The sequence below is a fragment of the Stenotrophomonas sp. LM091 genome, assembly GCF_001806305.1.
In the GTDB taxonomy this organism is placed as follows: domain Bacteria; phylum Pseudomonadota; class Gammaproteobacteria; order Xanthomonadales; family Xanthomonadaceae; genus Stenotrophomonas; species Stenotrophomonas bentonitica_A.
Genome location: NZ_CP017483.1, coordinates 933,461 through 948,668, shown reverse-complemented (window position 1 = coordinate 948,668; position 15,208 = coordinate 933,461). Strand labels below are relative to the sequence as shown.

At 69.2% G+C, this 15,208-nt stretch carries 12 protein-coding genes; 5 read left to right on the top strand and 7 right to left on the bottom strand.

Annotation, left to right across the window (positions count from 1 at the left end; translation table 11 throughout):
- Positions 1-9: 9 nt before the first annotated feature.
- Both BIZ42_RS04220 and BIZ42_RS04215 read right to left on the bottom strand, forming a co-directional pair.
- Positions 10-1,926 (bottom strand): DUF885 family protein, encoded by a 1,917-nt coding sequence (locus BIZ42_RS04220; RefSeq protein ID WP_070425633.1) that lies wholly within the window; start codon positions 1,924-1,926, stop codon positions 10-12.
- 131 nt (positions 1,927-2,057) lie between these two features.
- Positions 2,058-2,735, bottom strand: coding sequence for a DUF502 domain-containing protein (locus BIZ42_RS04215; protein WP_070425632.1), 678 nt, complete (start codon positions 2,733-2,735; stop codon positions 2,058-2,060).
- Positions 2,736-2,812: 77 nt separating this feature from the next.
- Here BIZ42_RS04215 and BIZ42_RS04210 point away from each other — a divergent pair, with 77 nt between their 5' ends.
- The gene (locus tag BIZ42_RS04210; protein ID WP_156785687.1) at positions 2,813-4,105 is read left to right on the top strand and encodes a hypothetical protein; all 1,293 of its coding nucleotides are present in this window, start codon (positions 2,813-2,815) and stop codon (positions 4,103-4,105) included.
- 23 nt (positions 4,106-4,128) lie between these two features.
- Here the strand turns inward: BIZ42_RS04210 and BIZ42_RS04205 are convergent, their stop codons facing one another.
- The 5 genes from BIZ42_RS04205 to trxA form a co-directional block, all read right to left on the bottom strand.
- Positions 4,129-4,857 carry a hypothetical protein gene (locus tag BIZ42_RS04205; protein ID WP_070425631.1) on the bottom strand — a complete coding sequence of 243 codons (729 nt, stop codon included), beginning with the start codon at positions 4,855-4,857 and terminating at the stop codon, positions 4,129-4,131.
- 50 nt (positions 4,858-4,907) lie between these two features.
- Positions 4,908-5,372 carry a DUF4442 domain-containing protein gene (locus BIZ42_RS04200; RefSeq protein ID WP_019183393.1) on the bottom strand — a complete coding sequence of 155 codons (465 nt, stop codon included), beginning with the start codon at positions 5,370-5,372 and terminating at the stop codon, positions 4,908-4,910.
- A gap of 70 nt (positions 5,373-5,442) precedes the next feature.
- Positions 5,443-7,074: a CHASE2 domain-containing protein gene (locus tag BIZ42_RS04195; RefSeq protein ID WP_070425630.1), complete on the bottom strand. Its 1,632-nt coding sequence runs from the start codon at positions 7,072-7,074 to the stop codon at positions 5,443-5,445.
- Complete coding sequence (locus BIZ42_RS04190; protein ID WP_070425629.1) at positions 7,071-8,729, bottom strand: FecR domain-containing protein; 1,659 nt, start codon at positions 8,727-8,729, stop codon at positions 7,071-7,073. Before BIZ42_RS04190 ends, BIZ42_RS04195 begins: the two co-directional genes overlap by 4 nt.
- 215 nt (positions 8,730-8,944) lie before the next feature.
- Positions 8,945-9,808 carry a thioredoxin gene (gene trxA, locus BIZ42_RS04185; protein ID WP_070425628.1) on the bottom strand — a complete coding sequence of 288 codons (864 nt, stop codon included), beginning with the start codon at positions 9,806-9,808 and terminating at the stop codon, positions 8,945-8,947.
- A 128-nt stretch (positions 9,809-9,936) separates the two neighbouring features.
- On the opposite strand from trxA, the gene BIZ42_RS04180 reads away from it, so the two are divergent.
- From BIZ42_RS04180 to holA, 4 genes are all read left to right on the top strand, one after another.
- On the top strand, positions 9,937-10,548 hold the full coding sequence (locus tag BIZ42_RS04180; protein WP_046273321.1) for a DUF998 domain-containing protein: 612 nt from the start codon (positions 9,937-9,939) through the stop codon (positions 10,546-10,548).
- A 186-nt stretch (positions 10,549-10,734) separates the two neighbouring features.
- Complete coding sequence (gene leuS, locus BIZ42_RS04175; protein WP_019183388.1) at positions 10,735-13,383, top strand: leucine--tRNA ligase; 2,649 nt, start codon at positions 10,735-10,737, stop codon at positions 13,381-13,383.
- A 162-nt stretch (positions 13,384-13,545) separates the two neighbouring features.
- Positions 13,546-14,136 carry an LPS assembly lipoprotein LptE gene (lptE, locus tag BIZ42_RS04170; RefSeq protein WP_070425627.1) on the top strand — a complete coding sequence of 197 codons (591 nt, stop codon included), beginning with the start codon at positions 13,546-13,548 and terminating at the stop codon, positions 14,134-14,136.
- A gap of 31 nt (positions 14,137-14,167) precedes the next feature.
- Positions 14,168-15,205, top strand: a complete 1,038-nt coding sequence (gene holA / locus BIZ42_RS04165; protein WP_070425626.1) for a DNA polymerase III subunit delta — start codon at positions 14,168-14,170, stop codon at positions 15,203-15,205.
- The last annotated feature ends 3 nt before the right edge of the window (positions 15,206-15,208 follow it).

Sequence of the window (15,208 nt, the reverse complement as noted above, 5' to 3'; positions counted from 1 at the left end):
CTTGTGCGGTCAGGGGGCGGGTGCTGCTGCACCGCCCTGGTTGGCGATCCAGCGGGCGATCTTGGCATCCAGGATATCCAGCGGCATCGAACCATCGCGCAGCACTTCCTCATGGAAGCGACGTGCATCGAAACGCGGCCCCAGTGCCGCCTTGGCCTTGTCGCGCAGCTCCATCATCTTCAGCTCGCCCAGGCCGTTGGCCAGGGTCTGCCCGGGCAGGGCCATGAAGCGCTCGACTTCGGCATTGGCATCGCTGGCACTCATGTCCGCGGTCTTGACCAGGTAGTCCACGGCCTGGCGCTTGCTCCAGCCCTGCGCGTGCACGCCGGTGTCGGCGGCCATGCGTGCGGCGCGGGTCAATGCGGCCTGGAGATAGCCGATGCGTTCGTACGGATCCTGATAGACGCCCAACTGCTCACCCAGCGACTCGGCGTACAGGCCCCAGCCTTCCACGAAGGCGATATCGCCGCCCAGGCGACGGAAGCGCGGCAGCTTGTCCAGCTCCTGCTGCAGGCCCAGCTGCACGTGGTGGCCGGGAATGCCTTCGTGCAGGAACTGCATCGGTGCGGCCCAGCGGCGGCGGCTCGGCAGATCGCCGGTGTTGATGTACAGCACGCCCGGGCGCATGCCGTCCGGCAGCGGCTGCTGGTAGCTCACCGCGCCGGCGGTGGCGGCACGCTCGGGCTCCACCGCGCGGATCTCCATCGGCGCCTTGGGCAGCGTGCCGAGCAGGGTCGGCAGGCGCGCATTGACCTGGCGCTGCAGCTGCTTGTAGCGGTTGATCAGTGCATCGGCGTTGGCGTACTGGAAATCGCGGTCGGTGCGCATCGTGCGCAGCAGCTTCTGTTGCGAGCCGCGGATCCGGTTGTCTTTCATGATCGTGGCGATCTGTGCCTGCAGCGAGGCCACGCGCTGTTCGGCCAGTGCGTGGATCTGCTCGGGCGTCAGCGTGGAGGCCGTGCTCTGCACGATGGTCTGCGCATACCAGGCCTTGCCGCCGGGCAGGCCGGCCAGGCCATCGGTGCTGCGCGCGGCGGGCAGGTACTCGGTGGCGATGAAGCCGCGCAGGGCGCGGTAGGACGGCATGATGCGCAACTCGATCATGCGCTTGTACTCGGCCGTGATGCGCGCCTTGTCAGCCTCGGGGAAATCCTCGGGCAGATTGCGCACCGGCGCCCAGAAGATGCTTTCCTCGGCGGTGGGCTTGATCACCGCATCCAGCTGCGGCAGCACTTTTTCCATCAGGTCGCGCGGCTGCACCACGCCGGCAGCCATGCCTTGGCGCATGTTGGCGATGGCCTGTTCGAACAGTGCGGGGATGCCCAGCGAACGGCGCGACCAGCCGTCGTAGTCCTGCACCGTGTTGAACGGCTGGGCGCCGGAGCCGGAGCCGAGAATGGCCATGATGCTGCCGAGGTTGTAGTACTGGCTCACCGGCAGCATCCAGCCCGGGAACTGTTCGGCCGCCAGCGACATGCGCGCATCGCGCACGAAGATTTCATAGCTCAGCAGGTCCTGGCCGGTCAGGCCATCCGGGCCGATCTTCTCGACCTTGCCCAGCCATTCCACGGTGAAATCATGCGACTGCTGGCGGTACGCAGCCGAGAGGATGTTGGGGAGTTGATCGTTGTGGCGGCTGTCGCCCTGGAAGGTGGCCTGCAGCGGGTTGAGCCGCATCGAGGCATCCCAGTACTCATCGTAGATCCGGTCCAGCTGCGCGGCCTTGCTCTGCTGGCGTACCAGCGGCTGGCGGGCAGGGGCGGCGGCCGGGCGTGCACGCGGCTTGGCCTTGGGCTTGGCGGCGGGCCGGGACTGGGCCGCGGCGGGCCGGGTGGCCTTTTTCTTGGCGGCTTCGGCCGGAGCGGCGGCACTGAAGGCCATCAGTACGGCGATGGCAAGCGCCAGGGCGCGGGCGGGGTGGGGCATCGGCTGTTTCCGTAAACGCACAGACGAGGGAGCTTGCCCGATTCGCCTGCGTACGGCCAGCATCGGCCCCCGGTCAGCTTTGTCATGTACGGCGCGCGGTCAGCTGCGGCAGCGCGAGGCTGCCGCCACGCTCAACGATCGCCGGCGCGGGTGAACGGCATGGTTTCCGGCGCGACCGCACCGCCGGAGATGATGAAGCTCATCGCCTGGTCCACGGTCCAGTCGGTCGGGGTCAGCAGCTCGACCGGCACGATTTCCAGATAGCCCGAGGTCGGATTGGGGGTGGTCGGCACGTACACCGCGGCCAGCTCGCGCCCACTGCCTTCTTCCTTCATCACCCGCGTGACCAGCCCGACCGACTTCATGTCCCGGTGCGGGAAATCGATCAGCACCACGCGCTGCGTGCTGCCCGGTTCGGTCTGCAGCATGTCCAGCAGTTTCTTGGCGCTGTCATAGATGATGCTGGCCAACGGGATGCGTTTGATCACCGCGCCGAACCAGCGCAGCAGGCGCTGGCCGATCACGCGGCGGCTGAGCACACCCACCGAGAGGATCACCAGCAACGTGGCGGCCAAGGCGATGATGTCCTGCATCCACTCGACCTTGATCCAGCCCAGGTAATGCGGGAAGGAGGCAGCGATCTGCTCGGACAACGGCACCACCAGCGGGCTGGAAATGCCCGAGAGCAGCACGAACACGAATTTGACCACCACCCAGGTCAGCCAGATCGGCAGCAGGGTCAGCAGGCCGGTCAGGAACAGGCGCTGCAGGGAGGGACGCGGAACGAGTTGGGGGGCTTCGGGCGACATCCGCGCATTGTAGCGGTGGCGATGCCCGGTTTACGCTGCCCGTCCCCGCAGGACGCGGGTACGGGGAGAATGCTGTGTTGAAGAATGGACTGAAATGGGTGGGCATCTCGATCCTGAGCCTGATGGTGGCGGTCGCGGTGGTCTGGGCGGCCTCGCGGTTCTGGCCGCTGCCGGTTGAGCAGCGCGAGGCGATGCGGCTGCTGCAGGCGCCCGTGCCCACGAACGGCGGCAACGGCTTCTCCGCGTTGTGGACCCTGCGCTACGACGGACTGGATGCCAACGCACGCGAAGCGGTGCTGGCGCAGGATGTGGAGCGTTGGCGCACCGGCACGCCCGGCCAGCGGCCGGTGGACTCCAGCGCGGAAGGACGCTACCTCGCTACGCCGCTGCCCGCGCTGGCGCGGTGTGGCCGACGGGGCATGGGCTGTCTTGCGGCGGTGCGCGCCGACCCGGAGCGTTTCGCCGCCGCGCATGCCGGTCATGATGCGCTTCACCAGCGCGTGGCCGCGATTGCCGGCCATGGGCACTTCGTCTCCCCGTTCATGCCGTTCGATACCGACCCGATGGTGCCGCTGCCGGTCTTCCACCCGATGCTCGACCCGGTATCGGCGCATGCGCTTGCCCACGTGCGTGGCGACAGTGGCGCCGCACTCGCTGGTGCGTGTGCGGACATCCTCAGTGGGCGCCGGATGACGGGGCAGGGCGATACGCTGATCACCAGCATGATCGGCGCGGCGGTGGTGGAGACCAACGCGCGGCTGCTGGCCGACATCCTGGTCGAACTGCCCGCCGATGCGACGCTGCCTGCGGCCTGTGAGGCCGCACTGACGCCCATGACGTCCGGCGAGCAGAGCCTGTGCACGGCGATGCGCGGTGAGTTCGCGCTGGCCGGGGCGGGGTTGCGCCTGGCCAGCGGAGACCCGAAGGGCAATCGCCTGCTGCTGGATGTGCCCCGTACCCAGGCGCGCATGGCGCCGCGCTACGCGTGGGCGTGCGCTGCCAGTGCCGAGCTGGTGGCAGCGCGCGATGCGCCCGCCCCGATTCCCGGGCCGGCGCAGGATCGCTTTGCGTGCATCGCCAATCCGCTGGGCTGCAGCCTGGCCAATCTTCCTGGGCCGGACATGCAGCAGTACGCGGGCCGTCCGCAGGACGCCGCCGCGATGCTGCGCCTGGTAGCAGCACAGCGCTGGCTGCGCCAGCAGCTTGGCGAGGCATCCGTGGCGCTTGAGAGGTTGCCGGAGGCGCTGCGTTCGCCCACCCGCACCCCGGTGCTCAGCGACGATGGCCTGTGGCTGCAGGTGGACCGGCGCGTGGTGAGGGACGAGGGCGGGCCGACCCTGCAGGTGCCGATGCAGGCGCCGGCACATTGAACCGCGCGCGGTGCGGCGGCGGTTCAGCCCCCCTCGGCGTCCGCCAGCGGTTCGAAGCTGCTGCCGTCGCCCACCGTCTCCAGGGTCCAGCGGCGCGGTGAGGTCAGCGTTTCCCAACGCACCGTTTCGCGGTCGGCGTCGGTGCTGCCCTCGGCGTGGCGCACCCGGCGGGTCGAGTAATTGATGCTCAGCTCTTCGGTCTGCCCGGAGTTGCGCATCAACGAACTGCGGTCGTAGCCGATCAGCGCGAAGGCGCCATCCTGCCAGCGGAAGGTGAAGCTGGCCGAGCCGGTGGACCAGCTGCCGGCATTGGAAAAGAAGAACAGGGTGGTGCGCAGGGTGCCGCGCACGATCGAGACGCCTGCGCCGTCCTCGAATACGTCGGAGAGGTTCGGCGCCTCATGGCGGGTGATCAGCGTGTGGTTCTGCGCGGCGAGCGCGTAGCCGTCCTGCGTGGCCCAGGCGATGGCAAGCAGGCGAGGATTGCTGTCCAGCGGGCTGATCCCTAAGCCATCGTGTTCGACGATGTTGCGCGGGTCCTGCTGGCGCAGCACCAGTACCAGGTCATCGCGCTTGTCACCGTTGAGGTCGCCGCTCAACTGCTGCTCGATACGCCAGCCGGCGGGCACGAAGCCGGCCGCGGAGGTGGCACTGGCCGGCAGCACCGGGTAGGCGACCGGCGGGATCCGAAGTTCCTGGCCAACGGCGGGCAGGGCGGTGAGCAGCAGGGTGATCAGAAGCGGCAGGCGCATGGTCGTCCGTGGGGTAGAGCCGGCGCGCGAGCATAGCAGCGCGCTGTCGTTCACCCCGCGCGCTGGCGCGCCCCGGGCTTGAGGCGCAGGTAGACCTGCTTGCGCACGCGCGCGATGACCTCGCCCTGGGCATCGACGATGTCATTGCTGAACCAGTGCAGGTATTTCCCGCCGTCGGCGGTGGCTGCGCGCAACTGGTCCAGCAATGGCTCGTCCAGACGGAACTCGGCCGCCACCGTGCCGCGGCCCGGCTTGAGGAATTCGATCTCGCCGGCGCGGTCCCAGACGTAGTAATCGCGCCCCAGGTTCTGCATCACGGTGAGCATCCAGAACGGATCGGTCATCGCGAACAGGCTGCCACCGAAGTGGGTGCCGACGTAGTTGCGGTTCCACGGGCGCATGCGCAGCTCGACGCGCACATGGCGGTAGTCCGGGCTGACATCGGTCACGTGGATGCCGGTGAACAGGAACGGCGGCCACAGGTTGATGCCGTGGCGGAAGACAGCGGCCTTCATTCGGATCACGTCACGCTGGGGAGGTGACCGGAGTCTACCATTCGCTTGCGTATGGTGCTTGACGGGGGGCTCAGCCCGGGCCGCCGTCATCGGCCGCATAGCCGTTCCGCCCGGCCGCCTTGGCCTGGTACAGCGCCGCATCGGCTCCTTCGAAGAAGTGACGCGGTTCGGTGCTCGGCGTCGGCACCCGGGTGAACACGCCGGCGCTCAGGGTGATATGGGTGGTCGCACCGCGGCCGGCCGGAATCTCCAGCCCCTGCGCCCGTGCGACCAGGTCCTGCACCACCTGCGCCGCACCTTCCGGCGTCGTGTCGGGCAGGATCAACGCGAACTCGTCGCCGCCGAAGCGCGCGGCCATGTCGCGCGGGCGGCGCGCGTGCGCACGGATCTCCTGGGCGATCCGTCGCAGCACGGTGTCACCGGCCTGGTGGCCGAACTCGTCGTTGTGGCGCTTGAAGTGATCCACATCGATCAGCACCAGGCTCAGCGGCCGCCCGCTGCGCCGACCGGCGTCGTGCTCGGCCTGCAGGGTCTGCTCGAAGCGCAGCCGGTTGCCCAGCCCGGTGAGCGCATCGCTGTTGGCCTGGCGACGCCAGGCGCTGACCCGCCACAGCGTCCAGGCCAGCAGCACGGCCAGCATGCCGGTCAGGGCCGCAGCCGGTGCGAACCACAGGTTGCCCGCACGCAGCAGCACGAAGCTGAGCAGCAGCGTCAGCGGGAGGGCGAGCACGCCGGTGAGCCATGCCCGCGGCAGCGTCAACAACAGGCAGCACAGCGCGACCAGCACCCCGGTGAGGGCGCTCTGCCATGCCGACGGCAGCGGGTTGATGACCTTGTCGGCCAGCAGCATCGAAGCGACGTTGGCCTGGTACTCGCTGCCACTCATCCAGCGCTCGCGGGTGGTGGGCGTCAGCAAGCGCGGCGCGATCCCGCTGGCGGTCGTTCCGACCAGCACCCGGCGCCCGCGCAGCAAGGCCGGATCAACCTCGCCGTTGAGTACGTCGGCATAGGAAACCTGCGGGAAGCGCTCGGGCGGGCCGGCGTAGCGCACGCGCACATAGTGGTCGCGCCGCCATTGATAGGGCGAGGCCAGATCGGGCTGGGGGTCATGCAGGCCCGGCAGCGGGCCGCGCGTGTCGGCCAGCGCCAGCCCCAGTGCCGGCCAGTGCGGTGAGCCGATCCCGGCGGTGAGGTACAGGCCACGGGCCACGCCATCGCCGTCGACTTCGATATCGCTGTGCCCCAGGCTGGCCGCGTTGGCGGCGATCAGCGGGATCGGCAGCAGTTCCTCGGCCATGCGCGGGCCACTGGCCGGGGCCGCCAGTACCGGCAGCACCACGTGCCCGTTGCGGCGGATCGCCGCGGCCAGTTCGGCATCCTGGGAGCTGTCCTGCCGATCCGGCTCGGACAGCATCAGGTCCAGCACCACGCGCTCGGCGCGGGCGTCGGTGAGCCGGTCCAGCAGGCGCGCGTGGGTGCCGCGCGGCCACGGCCACTGGCCCAGCTGCTGCAGGCTGTTGTCGTCGATCGCCACGATCAGCAGGCGGGCGTCGGGGGTGTACTCCCACCCGCCGACGTAGGCGTCGTAGACCGCCTCGTCCTGCTTCCAGAACCATTGCCAGTGACTGGCCGCGACCGCCAGCGCACCGACCAGCGCGGCCAGCAGGAGGCGGTGGGGCCAGGGCAGATGCAGCGGCGTCACAGCAGCAGCCACAACAGCAGCGCACTGCCCCCGGTGGCGTAGCAGGTGCGGCACGGCAGGGCGATCTGCTGTGCCGGCGAGAACGGCCCCGCGTAACCGTCGTCGTCGATGTACTGCACGCGCACATGCAGGGTGCCGCGCCAGGGGCGCTTGATCGACACCTCCGGCTGGTCCAGTTCGCGATCCAGCAGCGGCGCACTGAAATCGCCGCGGCGGTCCAGCTGCACGCGATAGCGCTGGCCCGGTTCGCCCGCCTGCCAGCGCAGGGTCAGCTGGCCCTGGGCGGCTTCCGGTGGTTGCAGCGCCGGGTCGACCGGCTCGTCGGTGATGGTCAGCGGCAGCGGCTGGCCGAAGCGGCCGCGGTCGCCGTTGCGATCCACCGACGCCACGCGCCAGACATAGTCCCCCGGGGCCAGATCCAGGATGGGACACAGGTGGGTGGCGCGGGTGTCCTGTTCAAGCAGAAGAGTGAGGAACTGCGGATCGCGGGCGATCTGCAGCACCGTGCGCTCGGCCTCGGCCACCCGGGTCCACTCGAAGCGCGGGCGCGCGCTGTTGAGGGTCTGCCCATGCAGTGGGCGCACGGTCAGCGGCGGGACCGGCTGATCGCGCACCAGGAAGTCCTGCCTGGCGTCCAGGCCTTCGACCTGCGCTGCGCTGACCGCCCGTACCAGCAGGCGCAGCTCGCCTGGCGGCAGGTCGGGCAGGGTGAGCGTTGTGGCAGCGGTATCGCGCCCGAACAGCAGCACGTCGGGTTGATCGGCGCGGACCACCTCGACCCGGTATCCGGCAGCATCGCTGACCGGCTGCCAGGCCACGGCAGCCGGCAGGGTGGCGAGCCGCTGCGGCTGGGTCGCCATCATGGGTGCGGGCAGCAACGCCTCCAGGCCGGCCGGGCGCGTGTCCAGCGAGGGGCTGCGGGTGGCCTGGCCGCGGCTGACCAGGCGCTGGCCACGGCGGTTGCCGACCTGCACCCGGCCTTCCAGCACTTCGGTCGCCGCGCCGCGGCCGTCCTGGCCGGCGCTGACCCGGAACACGGTGCCGCGCACGCTGCTGGTCGCGGTCGGTGCATCGATGATGTAGCGCGAGGCCGGTCCCTTGGCAGGGGTCACCCGGTTGCTGGCGCGGCCCTGTTCCAGCCGCAGGCGGGTATCGACCATGCCGGTGTGCCCGTAGCGCGAGAGCTGGTCGAAGCGCAGGCGCGAGCGCTCGCGCAGCTGAAGACGCGAATCATCGGCGAACACCACGGTGACGCTGGCGTCCTCGCCGGTGACCAGCTCCTGGCCGATCCGCAGCAGATCGCCTTCGATCACATCGCGACGGGGCTGGCCGTCGGCCTGGCTCTGCACCGGGCCGCGCACGGCGAGCGCGCGTGCCGGCGCGGGCTGCACCTGCAGCCAGGCCACCGGGAAGCGCAGCTGGCTGCCGGGGGGCAGGCGGTAGGGATCGGCGATGCCGTTATGCGACTGCAGCTGTTCCCAGGCGATGGACGGCTTGAGGTAGCGGGCACTCAGGTCCCAGATCGTGTCGCCGGGACGCACCCGGTAGGTCCAGTCCTGTGCCAGCAGCGGCGCGGCGGATATCAGCAACGCCACCAGCACCACAAGGCGGGCAGCCAAAGCGAAACGAGGCAATCGGGTCAATCTCACGGTCATTCACGGCCCTGCAAGGCGGGGCGCAGCCAGGTAGGCCGCCATGGCCCAGACCTCATCCTCCCCGATGGATCGCAGCCTCCAGTGGGCCGCGGCGGCATTATTGCCCGGGAGCCGTGCAGGGTTTCTGAACGTGATTCACGTCACACATCAAAGCTGCCAGTTGGGATAGGCAGGTTCGACTGGCCAGCGCCCCGAGAGGCGCTGGCCGCCGGCGATCAGAACAGCAGCGACGCCATGCGGCGGCGGTACTGGCCGACCAGATCTTCATCCTCGATCACCTTGAAGGCATCGATCAGCAGTTTGCGCGGACGCCCGTCGTCATAGGTGCGATCCCGGCGCAGCATGTCCAGGAACTGCTCCAGCGCAGCGGCGTCCTGGCCGGACAGCAGCAGCTGCACGCCGCGCAGGTGGCGGGCCTGCAGGTCGTCGCCGTTGGCCGCAATGCGCGCGTCGAGCACCTCCGCGGCCGGAGCCTCCTGCAGCGCACTGGCGAACTCCAGGCGGGCACGGGCGCGCACGGCGCGGTCATCGGTGGACAGATTGGCCGGCAGCGCATCGATCAGCGCGGTGGCCTCGGCGGTGGCGCCGGTCTGCAGCAGGGCCAGGGCGAGGTCGAGCTTGAGTTCTTCCTTGTCCGGCTCGGCGGCGATCGCCGCGCGCAGCACGTCGACCTGGGCCTGCGGATCCAGCGGGGGCGCCTCGACGGCTTCTTCCTCGTCCGGGGCCGCCTCCAGCGGGACCACGCCATGCTGGGTCAGGAACTCGCGCAGTTGACCCTCCGGCACCGCACCGGGGAAGCCGTCCACGATCTGCCCGCCCTTGACCAGGAACACGGTGGGCACCGAACGGATCTGGAACGCGGCCGCGATCTGCTGTTCCTTGTCGACATCGACCTTGGCCAGCTCGAAGGCACCGTGGTATTCGCCCGCCAGCTTTTCCAGCATCGGGCCCAGGGTCTTGCAGGGGCCGCACCAGGTGGCCCAGAAATCGACCAGCACGGGGGTCTGCAGGGACTTCTGCAGGACCTCGGTCTCGAAGGTCTCGGTGGTGGCGTCAAAGACTTGGGGCAGATCGCTCATGGTTTCAAATCAACCGGGAAACTGGAGATCAAGTGTATGGTGCCGGCCGCGGCCGGACGCAACCCCGGCCGGGGATCGGCGTGGAAGCGGCGACAATACGGGCCTTGTAACGCAGCCGGGTGAGCAACATGCAGGGAATCCAACGTTGGGAAGGGGCGCTCGGCATTGCCGCCGCCGTGTTGTTCGTGGGCGCGGTGCTGGGCTTCGGCGCGGCGCTGCCGCTGTTCGATCCGATCGGCCACCCGGTGGCGCTGCTGGGCGCGATGGGCGTGCCGCATGCGCTGGCCTTCAATATCGTCGGGTTCGCGTTGCCCGGCCTGCTGGCCAGCCTGGTGGCGCTGCGCCTGCTGCTGCGGGTGCCGCGCACGGCGCCGTGGTCGATGCGCGTTGGCGCCCAGCTGCTGATGCTGGCCGGGGTCGGCTTCACCGCGATGGGCGTGCTGCCGCTGGATACCAGCGACCTGGACAACCCGGCCAGCCAATACCACGCCAGCGCGTGGATGGTCTGGGTGCTGGCCTTCGTGCCCGGGGCGGTGATGTCCGGGATCGGCGCGCTGCGGCTGCCGGCGTGGCGCGCCGTGGGCGCGCTGCACCTGGCCTGCGGGCTGGGCGTGCTGCTGGCGGCGTTCGCCCTGCAGGCCCTGCTGCCGGCACCGCTGGCCCAGCGCGTGGCCTTCGGTGCGTGGCTGGTCTGGCTGGTGGCGGTACTGCCGCTGGCCCCGGGCGCGCGCCGTGCCTGAGCGCGGTTCACCTGCCGCTGCGCCCCGGCACCGCGCCGGGGCCAGGGCAGGGCGATGACGTATTCGGCCAATCCCCAGTCAATTCAATGAGATGACGGGTTTGGGCGCTGCGGTGGGCCACCTCGATTGGAGCCCTATGCCGCACTGCGGTACCCTGTGCCGCTTTGCCGCCGCACTAGCGTTTTTATGACCAGCGTCGAACCCAACGTTTACGATCCGCAGCAGGTTGAATCCGCCGCCCAGCAGTACTGGGATGCCACCCGTGCCTTCGAGGTCACCGAGACCTCGGACAAGCCGAAGTTCTACTGCCTCTCGATGCTGCCGTATCCGTCCGGTGCGCTGCACATGGGCCACGTGCGCAATTACACGATCGGTGACGTGATCAGCCGCTACAAGCGGATGACCGGCCACAACGTGCTGCAGCCGATGGGCTGGGATGCGTTCGGTCTGCCGGCCGAGAATGCGGCGATCAAGAACAAGACCGCGCCGGCCAAGTGGACCTACGCCAACATCGAGCACATGCGTGGCCAGTTCAAGGCCATGGGCTATGCGATCGACTGGTCGCGCGAGTTCGCCACCTGCACGCCCGAGTACTACGTGCACGAGCAGCGCATGTTCACCCGCCTGATGCGCAAGGGCCTGGCCTACCGCCGCAACGCGGTGGTGAACTGGGACCCGATCGATCAGACCGTGCTGGCCAACGAGCAGGTCATCGACGGCCGCGGCTGGCGTTCCGGCGCGTTGGTGGAAAAGCGCGAGATCCCGCAGTGGTTCCTGCGCATCACCGATTACGCCCAGGAACTGCTGGACGGCCTGGATGAACTGCCGGGCTGGCCCGACTCGGTCAAGACCATGCAGCGCAACTGGATCGGCCGCTCGGAAGGGCTGGAGATCCAGTTCGACGTGCGCGATGCCGATGGCAGCACGCTGGACCCGCTGCGCGTGTTCACCACCCGTCCGGACACCGTGATGGGCGTGACCTTCGTGTCCATCGCCGGTGAGCATCCGCTGGCCCAGCACGCGGCCAAGTCCAACCCGGCGCTCGCGGCGCTGCTGGCCGAGATGAAGCAGGGCGGCGTCTCCGAAGCCGAACTGGAAACCCAGGAAAAGCGCGGCATGGATACCGGCCTGCGCGCCATCCATCCGGTCACCGGCGCCCAGGTGCCGGTGTGGGTCGCCAACTTCGTGCTGATGGGCTACGGCACCGGCGCGGTGATGGCCGTTCCGGGCCATGACCAGCGCGATAACGAATTCGCCAACAAGTACGGCCTGCCGATCCGCCAGGTCATCGCGTTGAAGTCGCTGCGCAAGGAAGAAAGCGCTTACGACGCCACGCGCTGGCAGGACTGGTATGGCGACAAGACCCGCGACACCGAACTGGTCAACTCCGAAGAGTTCGACGGGCTGGATTTCCAGGGCGCCTTCGAAGCACTGGCCGAGCGCTTCGAGCGCAAGGCCCAGGGCCAGCGCCGCGTGAACTACCGCCTGCGCGACTGGGGCGTCAGCCGCCAGCGCTACTGGGGCTGCCCTATCCCGGTGATCTACTGCCCGAAGTGCGGCGCCTTGCCGGTGCCGGAAGAGCAGCTGCCCGTGGTCCTGCCGGAGAACGTCAATTTCGTCGGCACCGGTTCGCCGATCAAGGCCGATCCGGAATGGCGCAAGACCACCTGCCCGGACTGCGGCGGCGCGGCCGAGCGCGAGACCGACACCTTCGATACCTTCATGGAGTCGAGCTGGTACTACGCGCGCTACACCTCCCCGGGTGCCCGCGACGCAGTGGACAAGCGCGGCAACTACTGGCTGCCGGTGGACCAGTACATCGGCGGCATCGAGCACGCGATCCTGCACCTGATGTACTTCCGCTTCTTCCACAAACTGCTGCGTGATGCGCGCATGGTGGACAGCAACGAACCGGCGCAGAACCTGCTGTGCCAGGGCATGGTGATCGCCGAGACCTACTACCGCCAGAACCCGGACGGCTCCAAGGACTGGATCAACCCGGCCGACGTGGATGTGCAGCGCGACGAGCGCGGCCGCATCGTCGGCGCGACCCTGATCGCCGACGGCCAGCCGGTGGTGATCGGTGGCACCGAGAAGATGTCCAAGTCCAAGAACAACGGCGTGGACCCGCAGGTGATGGTGGGCAAGTACGGTGCCGACACCGTGCGCCTGTTCTCGATGTTCGCCGCGCCGCCGGAACAGTCGCTGGAGTGGAACGAAGCCGGCGTGGACGGCATGGCCCGCTTCCTGCGCCGTTTGTGGGCGCAGGTGCAGAAGCACGCCGCCGACGGTGCCGCCCCGGCGCTGGACGTGGCCGCGCTCAACGCCGAGCAGAAGGCGCTGCGCCGCAAGACCCACGAAACCATCGGCAAGGTCGGCGACGACTACGGCCGCCGCCACAGCTTCAACACCGCCATCGCCGCGGTGATGGAACTGATGAACGCGCTGGCCAAGTTCGATGACGTCAGCGAGCAGGGCCGTGCGGTCCGCCAGGAAGCGCTGCGCGCCACCGTGCTGCTGCTCAACCCGATCACCCCGCATGCCAGCCATGCGCTGTGGCAGGTGCTGGGCCACGCTGAGGAACTGCTGGAAGACCAGGCATTCCCGCAGGCCGATCCGGCCGCGCTGGTGCGCGATGCGGTGACGCTGGCCGTGCAGGTCAACGGCAAGCTGCGCGGCACCATCGAGGTCGCTGCCGATGCCCCGCGTGATCAGATCGAAGCGCTGGGCCTGGCCGAGCCGAACGCGGCCAAGTTCCTGGAAGGTCTGACCGTGCGCAAGATCATCATCGTGCCGGGCAAGATCGTGAACATCGTGGCCGCTGCGCAGGGCTGATGCTGTCGTGCCACCGGGTGCCTGCGCGCCCGGTGGCACGGATCTCCAGGGGCAGGGTCCGGACGCGCCATGCAGGCCGCCCGGTATCAAGTCCTGTTCACGCGGCATCCGGCACGATCACTGCTTGTTGCCGCGACCGCCCGGCTCCTACAGACTGTGTCCATGACCCGATTCCTGCTTGCCCTTGTCCTGACCGCAACCCTCGCCGGCTGCGGCTTCCATCTGCGCAACAAGCTGATGCTGCCAGCCGATACGGCGGCGGTGCAGGTGGTGTCCACCGCGCCCTACAGCGAACTGGTCAAGCTGCTGCGTCGTGGCCTGCAGGCCTCGGGCGCGCAGATTGCCGACAGCGACAGCACCGAACCGGCCGCGCAGCTCCAGGTGCTGTCCGAGCGTTGGGGCGATCTGCCGATCGCGATCGATGCCCAGGGCCGTGCCCAGGAATACAGCCTGCGCTACGCGGTGATCTTCATCTTCCGCCGCGAAGACGGCAGCGAACTGGTGCCGCAGCAGGTGATCGAGCTCTCGCGCGATTACGTGTCGCCGCCGACCGACGCCACCGGTACCACCACCGAGCGCGAGATCCTCGCCGACGAACTGCGTCGTGAAATGTCAGCCTCGATCATGCGCCGCATCGACAGCGTGGTCCGTGCCGAGCTGGAGCACGGCCGTGCCCCGGCCAAGCCCGGCACGACGCCGGCCACCACCCCGGCCACGCCGGCGGTGCCGGCCGACGTGCCGCAGGGGCGCTGAGCCCGCTCCGCCCGCGGATCGGCCTGCCCGGATGGAACTTCGTCCCGAACAGCTTGCCAGCCAACCGGCCAGCCAGCCGCTGGCTCCGGTGTATCTGATCGCCGGGCCGGAAACACTGCGCGTGCTGGAAGCGGCCGACGCCGTGCGTGCACGGGCACGCGCCGACGGCGTCAACGAACGCGAAGTGTTCGATGCCGATGGCCGTGACTTCGACTGGAACCAGCTCGACGCCAGCTTCAACGCCCCCAGCCTGTTCAGTGCCCGGCGCCTGATGGAACTGCGGCTGCCCAGCGGCAAGCCGGGCAAGGAAGGCGCTGAAGTGATCAGCCAGTTCTGTGCCAACCCGGCGCCGGACGTGATCCTGCTGATCACCTGCAACGAATGGAGCAAGGCCCACCAGACCAAGTGGGCCGATGCGGTGGGCCGTGCCGGGGTGATCTCGGTGGCGTGGGCGATCAAGCCGCACGAACTCACTGAGTGGATCGAGCGCCGCCTGCGTGGCAAGGGCCTGCGCGCGGATCCGCAGGCCGTGCAGCGCCTGGCCGAGCGGGTGGAGGGCAATCTGCTGGCCGCCGCCCAGGAAATCGACAAGCTGGCCTTGCTGGCCGACGGCCAGACGCTGGACGTGGACACGATGGAGTCGCTGGTGGCCGATGCCGCCCGCTACGACGTGTTCCGGCTGGTGGAAGCGACCTTCTCCGGCCAGCCTGCCGCGGTGCTGCGCATGATCGCCGGGCTGCGTGCCGAAGGCGAAGCCGTGGCGGCCCTGACCCCGATCGTGATCCGCGAGCTGCTTTCCACCGCCGGTCTGGCGCGGGTGCAGGCGCGCGGTGGCAACCTGGCCGCGGAAATGAAGAGCCGCGGCATCTGGGAATCGCGGCAGGCGCCGTTCAAGCGCGCCCTGCAGCGCCATCCCGAGGTCAAGCGCTGGGAGCGCTTCGTGGCCGAGGCCGGGCTGGTGGACCGCATCGCCAAGGGGCGCGCCGATGGCGATGCCTGGCTGGCGCTGGAGCGGCTGTTGATCGCCGTGTCCGAAGCCCGTGCCGTGCGCCTGCTCGCCCGGGCCTGAGCC